The organism is Acinetobacter wuhouensis (assembly GCF_001696605.3).
GTDB lineage: Bacteria > Pseudomonadota > Gammaproteobacteria > Pseudomonadales > Moraxellaceae > Acinetobacter > Acinetobacter wuhouensis.
In genome coordinates this window covers 22,634-30,787 of record NZ_CP031710.1, presented here as the reverse complement: position 1 = coordinate 30,787, position 8,154 = coordinate 22,634, and the positions used below count along the sequence as shown (strand labels likewise).

The 8,154-nt window shown below is 35.0% G+C and carries 11 protein-coding genes; 7 read left to right on the top strand and 4 right to left on the bottom strand.

What is annotated here, in order from left to right; all coding sequences use genetic code 11:
* The first annotated feature begins 775 nt into the window (after positions 1 to 775).
* The 5 genes from BEN71_RS00410 to BEN71_RS00390 all read left to right on the top strand — a co-directional run bounded on the left by BEN71_RS00410 (position 776) and on the right by BEN71_RS00390 (position 3,921).
* The gene (locus BEN71_RS00410) at positions 776 to 1,057 is read left to right on the top strand and encodes a type II toxin-antitoxin system RelB/DinJ family antitoxin (protein ID WP_068975482.1); all 282 of its coding nucleotides are present in this window, start codon (positions 776 to 778) and stop codon (positions 1,055 to 1,057) included.
* A complete protein-coding gene (locus BEN71_RS00405) occupies positions 1,029 to 1,361 on the top strand; it encodes a type II toxin-antitoxin system YafQ family toxin (RefSeq protein WP_068975481.1) in 333 nt (110 codons plus the stop codon). The genes BEN71_RS00410 and BEN71_RS00405 overlap by 29 nt, the downstream gene beginning before the upstream one ends.
* A gap of 26 nt (positions 1,362 to 1,387) precedes the next feature.
* A complete protein-coding gene (locus BEN71_RS00400) occupies positions 1,388 to 1,591 on the top strand; it encodes a hypothetical protein (protein ID WP_068975480.1) in 204 nt (67 codons plus the stop codon).
* Between the two features lie 631 nt (positions 1,592 to 2,222).
* Positions 2,223 to 2,507, top strand: a complete 285-nt coding sequence (locus BEN71_RS00395; RefSeq protein ID WP_086322806.1) for an Imm63 family immunity protein — start codon at positions 2,223 to 2,225, stop codon at positions 2,505 to 2,507.
* A 254-nt stretch (positions 2,508 to 2,761) separates the two neighbouring features.
* Positions 2,762 to 3,921 (top strand): IS3 family transposase gene (locus BEN71_RS00390; protein WP_117276768.1). Its coding sequence is split into 2 segments (ribosomal slippage): positions 2,762 to 2,996 and positions 2,996 to 3,921, totalling 1,161 coding nucleotides; the frame shifts between segments, so codons are not numbered across the junction.
* On the opposite strand, the gene BEN71_RS19480 is transcribed toward BEN71_RS00390, so the two are convergent.
* The 3 genes from BEN71_RS19480 to BEN71_RS00375 form a co-directional block, all read right to left on the bottom strand.
* Positions 3,889 to 4,125, bottom strand: coding sequence for a hypothetical protein (locus BEN71_RS19480; RefSeq protein WP_406565249.1), 237 nt, complete (start codon positions 4,123 to 4,125; stop codon positions 3,889 to 3,891). The genes BEN71_RS00390 and BEN71_RS19480 overlap by 33 nt on opposite strands.
* A 90-nt stretch (positions 4,126 to 4,215) precedes the next feature.
* On the bottom strand, positions 4,216 to 4,530 hold the full coding sequence (locus BEN71_RS00380; protein WP_068975325.1) for a BrnA antitoxin family protein: 315 nt from the start codon (positions 4,528 to 4,530) through the stop codon (positions 4,216 to 4,218).
* Entirely contained in the window at positions 4,517 to 4,804 is a 288-nt protein-coding gene (locus BEN71_RS00375; protein ID WP_068975324.1) for a BrnT family toxin, read from the bottom strand. The genes BEN71_RS00380 and BEN71_RS00375 overlap by 14 nt, the downstream gene beginning before the upstream one ends.
* A 727-nt stretch (positions 4,805 to 5,531) precedes the next feature.
* Between BEN71_RS00375 and BEN71_RS00365 the strand changes: the two genes are divergently transcribed.
* Positions 5,532 to 6,257 (top strand): hypothetical protein, encoded by a 726-nt coding sequence (locus BEN71_RS00365; RefSeq protein ID WP_068975322.1) that lies wholly within the window; start codon positions 5,532 to 5,534, stop codon positions 6,255 to 6,257.
* A 196-nt stretch (positions 6,258 to 6,453) separates the two neighbouring features.
* On the top strand, positions 6,454 to 7,065 hold the full coding sequence (locus BEN71_RS00360) for a recombinase family protein (RefSeq protein WP_015060246.1): 612 nt from the start codon (positions 6,454 to 6,456) through the stop codon (positions 7,063 to 7,065).
* A 189-nt stretch (positions 7,066 to 7,254) separates the two neighbouring features.
* Here the strand turns inward: BEN71_RS00360 and BEN71_RS00355 are convergent, their stop codons facing one another.
* A complete protein-coding gene (locus tag BEN71_RS00355; protein ID WP_000155092.1) occupies positions 7,255 to 8,139 on the bottom strand; it encodes an Mph(E) family macrolide 2'-phosphotransferase in 885 nt (294 codons plus the stop codon).
* Positions 8,140 to 8,154: the final 15 nt, after the last annotated feature.

Sequence of the window (8,154 nt, the reverse complement as noted above, 5' to 3'; positions counted from 1 at the left end):
GAAGCACCAGTATTAATTATTATGCTATGACACAGTAATTAATTTTAGTGTTATAAGCAAGGTAAACGGTGTCATATTGCAAGGTAAACGGTGTCATATTGCAAGGTAAACGGTGTCATATTGCAAGGTAAACGGTGTCATATAGGTTTTGAATCCCTTGTAAATAAAGGATTTCAGCATGTTTAAAAGCATTTAAAAACTTTAAAAATAATTAAAAGCCCAGGCAAAGAAAAATTGCCCTTGGTTTTCGCTACGCTCAAACTCTATTGAATCTCGCTTTCGCTCGATTCGTCGGGGCAATTTTTTGGCTCATCTCGTTGTGACTTCAATAAAAAGCAAAAGCACGATGAATTCGCTTCGCTCATAAAGCTTTTTTACTCGCTACGCTCGATCTAGACTCAATTTTCTGCATGTAATTTACGCTTATTTAGGCTTCACAGCCTAAAAAGCTGTTTTTCAGAAAGTCGAGGTGCGAATTTTGGTGATGTCGCTCGTAGACACTCGCTTGGTTAATGTTTTCTAGTGGTTTATTAGTGTTGTGTCATTTGCTTCTATTTGAGCTTAGAGAGACTTTTTTTGTTTTTAGGTGGATTCTTGTGTTTAAGTTTGAGATCGCCTCTCTATGGTGAAAATAGAGCGTTTAAATACGATATTTTTTTATTGGCCTAATTTTTCTGTTTGATCAATAAATCGAAAGATCCTTTTCTTTGAAATATTCAGGCCTGAATATGCTATTATGTATCTCAATTGAGTTACATAATATTCAGGTGAAGATATGACTTCTCAAACCTCAATGCTACACGTTCGAATTGATGATGAAACAAAGCTACAGGCGCAACAAGCTTTGAAATCAATGGGTATGTCTGTGTCTGATGCTGTACGAATCTTTCTGACTCGTGTAGTAGCGGAACAGGCGATTCCATTTGATGTACGTGTACCCAATACCACAACTGTAGCTGCTATGAATGAAGCTGATGCGCTCATTCAAGCCAAGAAAGCCCGTTTTGAAACTGTAGAAGACTTGTTTAATGACCTCGAAAAAAACAGCGAAAGATAAACGGGCCGTTTTACCTCGATCATCGGATTACACCAAAGAGTTTTTAGCAGACTGGCAAAGGCTTTCTTGTAGTGGTCGTTATGACATGAGAAAGCTTAAACAGGTCATGATGCTGATTATTGCTAATGATGCGCCTTTAGGTGCTGAATGGGTTGATCATGCGCTAAGTGGTAATCAATGGAAAAACTGCCGTGAATTGCATGTCGGTGGTGATTTTCTGTTGATCTATCGCATCGAGCCACTCTCTAAGTTTGAGATGGTGGTTTTTGTGCGTACTGGAACGCATAGCGAGTTATTTAAATAAGCACAAAACAAAGAGGATCTGTATTTATGAATGAAGCAGAAAAAGAACGATTAAAAGAGATTTTTAGAAGCTCAAAGGGAATCGTAGATCACGAATTTTCCCAAGAAGTGATTGATGCCTGTCGAGAAGCTGATGAAGCAAGACAACAGCGTATCTTGAATGGTGAAACGACTTTGGAGCAGGAAGAAGCAGCTTTAATGGCTGAATGGAGAGAATTGAATAAAAAGTAAGATAAAAAAGGAGTATTTAAGTGTATATACGTGTATTGAGAATAGCCAATTATGTGAATAAGCGGGTATATGCGTGTATTTAAGAGGTTTTTAGAGTATTTAAGTTTATGTTCTTACATGAAATAGGCTTTCTTTGGTGTATTTAAGAGCATTAACTTTTGTACGATGAGGCAAGATGTGTAATGTAATAGTACACGCAAGGTGAACTAGTCCATTACCCCCGACAATTCGCTTACGCTCAATGTCCTGTCTTGTCCTACGGAGTAGTTTTTTGGACACCAAATATGAGTATCTGGCTTCAATAGGTCGTTTAGTTTTAGAGATGTTCTTATTTTTTAGGAAAAGTGTTTTTTAATATTTACATAAATTTATATAAAACAGTTATTTATGTTTAGTTATTGGGTTTATTTGGAAAAAATCTTTCTCGCTTGAAGTTTTGCAGCACGTAAAAGACTGTATTTCGCATAAGAGATTTTATGTTAAATAGATATTAAGAACATTTGGAGAATCAAAGAATAATGCTTACATTTTTAGAAATTCAACGTAAGGTTGATCAAATTTGTGAAAAAATTGGGCTGGAAAAAAAAGAGTTTGGCCCGCAGTTCAGAATGATGGAGCTCCATATGTATTAATCCATGAAAATAAATATTGGTATATTTCTGAAGAAAGAGGAGAAGTTTTTTTTGAAAAAACAACTAAGGATTTTGAAGAGTTGCTTTATTGGATAATGGATAATTTTATATCTAGCTATTCGTTTGAGTTTGAACTTAAGAATAGAACTAGAGGACAAGATTCCCGTCGACTCGCTTTTTCAAAACAAATTGAACTTTTTGGTTTAATCAGTGATCAATGGAAAGTAAAAAAAGAAAATGAGATAAAAAAAGTATTGGAAACAGCTCCTTTTAGAGATGTTTGATTTATAAATATTTATTTTCAAGAGAATTAAAATATCTATGGAATTTCGCATAACAGCCATTATGTTAAATGGATTTAATTTTGCTTAGCCTTATATTCATTAAATGCTTGAAGCATTTCTTTTTTCTGTTCTTTGGAGGCATCTGTATATGAGTAAAATCTTTCATAATCTTTTCTAAATTTGATCCTAGACAAAATAATGGACAGCACGTCCCTCTAAAGATAACGTAACTTTAATCTTTGGAGATTCAAGAAATGGCTAAACGTTTTAGTCCCGAATTTAAACAGCAAGCGATTGATTATGCACTTTCAAACTCACACGAGTCTGTAGCTGCAATCGCCCAGAAATTAGGTGTGGGTTATTCAACATTAGATAAATGGATTCGTGAAACCAATCCGGCAGGTTCAAGCAAACGTCAACTTTCACCAGAACAACAGCGGATCGTGGAATTAGAGAAAGAAGTCAAACAGCTCAAGGAAGCCAATGACATCTTAAAAAAAGCGCATGTGTACTTTCTAACAGATCATGCCAAGAAAAGTACACGGTAATTCAAGATCTAGATATGAATGAAGTCACCGTATCTTCTGCCTGTAAATACCTAGGTGTCAGCACTTCAGGCTATTATGCCTGGCGAAAACGTCAAGCCAATACGGCACAGAAATATAATGACTTAAAAGCCGTATATTGGCAGCATCATGCACGATTGGGTGCACCTTCATTAGTACATGACATGCATGATTTAGGTTACAACATGAGCGAACGTACTATTGGAAGGATGCTAAAAAAGCTTGGTTTACGTAGCAGGATTGCGCGTAAATACAAGCATACGACTGATTCAACCCATCGTTTGCCTACAGCACCCAACTTGTTGGATCGCCAATTTACAGTTACTCAGCCTAATAAAGTCTGGACAACAGACATTACCTATATCCGCACTAAAGAAGGTTGGTTGTATTTATGTGTGATGCTAGATTTATTTAGCCGTCGTATCGTGGGGTGGCAAACCAGCCATCGAATAGACCGCCAGTTGGTGTGTGATACGTTTAACTATGCAATGGCTCGTCAGGGTTATCCAACTGGTGTTATGGTTCATTCGGACCAAGGCTCACAGTACTGTAGTCGTGATTTTAGAGCGCTGTTACTGAAAAATGATTGTACTCAGAGTATGTCTAGACGTGGAAACTGTTGGGATAATGCAGTGACTGAAAGCTTCTTTCATACATTAAAAGGTCATGTGGTACATGGCAGTGTGTTTTCGACTCGAAAAGAGGCGAATGCGGTCTTGTTTGATTATATTGAGATTTATTACAATCGGGTCAGAAGGCATTCTGCAAACGGCTGGTTAAGTCCAGAAGCCTTTGAACAGAAATATTTCAAGAATTTAGAGGGATCGATTGTCCACGATACTGTCTAGGATCAATTGGCTACTTTCAATCCTTTTAGCTAAGCCATCAATAAAACCTTTTCCTTGAGTCTGATACTGCTGAATCGTTTGTTCATCTAGGCAGATAGTTTTCTCCCAAGAAATTGCACTCATATTTATAAGAACATTGAGATATATATTTTCGCTATCCTCATATAGTTCCCAAAAATAAGGTTCTATTTCTATAAGCTGCATTCTACTAGTATTCCTAAACTTTTAATTATTTCTAAAATTAACATAATACACGTTATACGCAGTCAAAAATGGGAGCCTAAGCTCCCATTTTTATTGATGTTTTTTTAAATCTTCTAACATTGCTTCTCGCAGAATTTCATTCATTCGTGTTTGATAACCTTTTCCCTGTGCTTTAAACCATGCAAGTACATCAGCATCTAAACGGATGGAAGTCTGTTGCTTCACTGGGCGATAGAATTGATTATGGCGTACAGCATTGCTCCAGTCTGTAATTTCAGGAATATCTGATAGATCTAGCTGATCATCAGGAACCGTCCCTTTAGCAAGCAAGCGTTCAATTTCAGCATCTTGCTTGTCGCTGAATTTTTCATTCAGTTCTTTACGTGAGTATCTAACCATGCTCATATCTATCTCGCTCCGCCTTAGTGACTTGTCTTGCACTAATGATTCGTATGATTTCACAGTCATCTTCATCAAAAATGGTGTGAGCTACTAACAGCATTAGTACGCCTTTTACTTTCCCAATGGTCTGCCAACGTTCTTCACCATCGGTATGTCTGTCTTGGATTGAGATCCTCAGTGGATCATCAAAAACAAGGCTTGCCGTTTCGAAAGAGACATCGTGTTTTTTCTGATTCTTTCGATTCTTTGCCTCATCCCATTCGAAATACTGTTTCATAAAAAACATTCAAATTTGTATATACAATAATGTATCACAAAATTGTATCACTCAAGTTGAAAAGCGTAATTTTTGGTCAAATTTATTGGCAAAACATTCCAAAACTGCTCATAAAAAAGCCGATTTGTTTCAAAGTCGGCTTTTTGGGCATTTTGGGGTTTTTAAGGTTTTATTAAGTGTCTGATATTTATATTAATATACAAGTGTACTTCGTATAATATCCATTATGTTAAATGAGTTAGTGACAGAAACTTATTTTTTCCAATTTGGTAGATAATCTAGTCACGAGTAGATATTGTAATCGAAACTTTTCTATCAAATATATAACATATCCCTATCCCTATTAGAGATGCGATGATTGCCAATACTACGTCTTCATTACTTGATAAAAGCTGTATAAAAAAACTAATGAATATCAAAAATATAGAATAAATTGATGCGAGCGTTAGTCTATTTTTTGTTGAAAATTTATAAGCTAGGATTGTAGCTATTGTAAAACTTATATAAATAAAAATATCTTCATTTATAGTCAGTTCATTAGTTATGCCTACAAGTACGAAGGCAATCAAAGGAAACAAGATAAACTTAATCATTATAGTATACTAAGAGTTTATTACATTGAAATATAACAGAAATAAATTAAGTTGGGTATTTTATTAGTCAACTATTATACTGGCAGTTTTATGATTTATAGCTTACTAATTCATTGTAAAAGGTAAAATTGATAGTGAAATTTAAAATTCCAATATTTATAGCAATTTTAATAACTTATGCGACTAATGCCCAAGCTATTGATCAAGAACAAGCTAAAAATCAATTTTCAGCTAATACCCAATATGCGGAGACTCAACTCTCTGATATTTATAATGTGATTCGTTATAAAAGTAAAAAACTACAACTAGAAAAAGAATCTTTTAATGTCAGAAAAAAAATTTCGAATACGACAGATCATAATGTGCTTACAAATCTTTATTGCATTGATCTTAGGAGTATTAAACAACAAAGAATTGATATTGAAATAGAAAATGATCCAATTGGTAGTAAAAATGATGAAATTTTAGATTTTGAAAAGAATAACTTACAAGAGTTAATCACTTCATGTCGATCAAATAATGTACTTAAATATCATATAAAAGAAAATAGAATACTTGAAACCTATTTGCGTTGGTATCCGCAAATGATAAAAAATCAGGAAGATGAGTTGAGTCGGTACAATGAACTAAAGAATTCATTTGAAGAAGTAATTATTACTAGAAAGCGCTTAATTAATGAAGAAGATCAAGTAGCTCGATATAACTTGATTTGTCAAAATTACAGACAAAATTTTAAAGATCTCCAAAATAATTTCTCTAAATGGAATACACCAAGTACAGTTAAAAAGAGTAGAGATTTTTCAGGTTTAGAGAATAATTTAAGAGATGTAGTAGTTAAGCTAGATAATTATTGTCGCTAGTTGATTAAGTAATTTTTCTAAAATTAACATAATACACGTTATACGAATTCCCAAGGCATGGCTTTTAGTCATGCTTTTTTTATCAAAAGACTATACCTGAATGATAGCGAGCCAAATCGCATACAATATCTATCATTAGACTTAATGCAATAATTAAATGATAGTATTATCATTAATCTAATAGAATTAAGATTAAATGATAGAAATGAATACACGTATTTATCTACGAGCTTCAACTAAAGATCAAGATGCAGAAAGGGCTTTGCAGATTCTTCAGGATCTAAACCAAAACTTGAATTTGGGTGAAACCATTGTGTACGTGGAAAACTATAGTGGTACGAAGTTAGACCGACCTGAATTGAATAAGCTACTGTCAGAAGCAAATCAAGGTGACACATTGTTAGTTGAAAGTATTGACCGCTTATCACGCCTAACCCAACGAGATTTTCAAGAGCTGAAGCGCAGGATCCAGGAGAAGGGACTTCGTTTAGTCGTAGCAGATCTTCCTACTACCTACCAAATGATTCAAACCAGTGACAGCATTACTCATTCAATCTTGGAACTCATCAACAATATGTTGATTGATCTTCTGGCAACAATGGCCCGCCTAGACAATGAGAAACGTATAGAACGTATTAAGCAGGGCCTGGCACGTTCGGGTTACAAACCAACAGGCAAGAAGGCAAATGAGGCTAAACATAAACGAATAAAAGAATTGCTAGTAGTTGGCAATATGACTAAGGAAGAAATTGCCAAAGCAGTGAATTGTGGAGTTGCAACTGTCTATCGAGTTGCTAAAGTTATCTAAAAGAGGCTTATCTCAACGCGCCCCCAATGGGGCACCGCTGCATTCAGGTTACTTCACATAAGAAATTTTATGTTAAATGATTGTTAGAAATGCCCCTTGATCGAGGCATTTTCTATAAAGAATACTAAAAACTAATTAAAGCCAACCAAGTTTCAAAACAAGGCAGTTCTCAGCAATCATATTTTTAAATTATATAACTCCCAACTGAGCTTTTGCTCCAACGATAAGGCTTTCATTTTGAGTTTCTAAGGCAAATAAACCATACATCAAAGGAGAGGCCGCTGCTCTTTCTAAAGTCTGTTCATATAGTTTATTCCAAACTTTACCCCCTAGTTTTTCATACTCGATGATTAGAGTTTTGAGGCTTTCTTCTCCAAACAAAGTTACATGCCCAGCAAAATCAATCGCTGGGTCATCTATATGGGCTGTTGACCAATCAATAACGCCTGAAACAGCTCCATCCTTTGAAGCTAGTACATGCCCAGCATATAAATCGCCATGTATAAATTGGGTGAAATCTGCCCATAGAACATCATTATCCAACCATTTTCTGTAGCGGGTTTCCAATTGCTCACTTATACCAATTTCAGATTTTACTAACTGCAAATTGTTTGCTATTTCAGGTCTTAAATCTGAAGGTTTCATAATTTTCAAATCATTTTCCCGAACTTCTTTTTCAGGAATACTATGGATTTCAAATAAGGTTTTTGCCAAAGATGTTATGTATTTCGGGCTATCTTTGTCCATATTCCAAATTATTTCATAGGTTTCAGCATCCAAATTTAAAACAGGATTATCTTTAAGTATGGGATAAGCCACTAATTCTGTAGATGAAATTCTCCAATCAGGAACCTCTACAGAAAGATGTTTTTTTACCAATTCTAAAATGCGTTTTTCTTTCTTGATTTGTTCCCTCATGCCATCACGACGAGGAATACGCAGCAACCATTGTTGCCCCTTTGTATCAAGAGCAAAAACGACCTTAAAATCAATGCCCATTTCATTGAAATTCATTTTGTCCGTAAGCAACAAGCCGTGTGCTTCAGCAAGTGATTGAATATCTTGAATTGTCATTTTTAATTTCCTTTA

Bases quoted from the DNA above. Each gene is read 5' to 3' on its own strand.
- BEN71_RS00375 (WP_068975324.1), bottom strand. From the start codon at position 4,804: ATGAAACAGTATTTCGAATGGGATGAGGCAAAGAATCGAAAGAATCAG.
- BEN71_RS00355 (WP_000155092.1), bottom strand. From the start codon at position 8,139: ATGACAATTCAAGATATTCAATCACTTGCTGAAGCACACGGCTTGTTG.
- BEN71_RS00400 (WP_068975480.1), top strand. From the start codon at position 1,388: ATGAATGAAGCAGAAAAAGAACGATTAAAAGAGATTTTTAGAAGCTCA.
- BEN71_RS00410 (WP_068975482.1), top strand. From the start codon at position 776: ATGACTTCTCAAACCTCAATGCTACACGTTCGAATTGATGATGAAACA.
- BEN71_RS00380 (WP_068975325.1), bottom strand. From the start codon at position 4,530: ATGAGCATGGTTAGATACTCACGTAAAGAACTGAATGAAAAATTCAGC.
- BEN71_RS19480 (WP_406565249.1), bottom strand. From the start codon at position 4,125: ATGCAGCTTATAGAAATAGAACCTTATTTTTGGGAACTATATGAGGAT.
- BEN71_RS00405 (WP_068975481.1), top strand. From the start codon at position 1,029: ATGACCTCGAAAAAAACAGCGAAAGATAAACGGGCCGTTTTACCTCGA.
- BEN71_RS00360 (WP_015060246.1), top strand. From the start codon at position 6,454: ATGATAGAAATGAATACACGTATTTATCTACGAGCTTCAACTAAAGAT.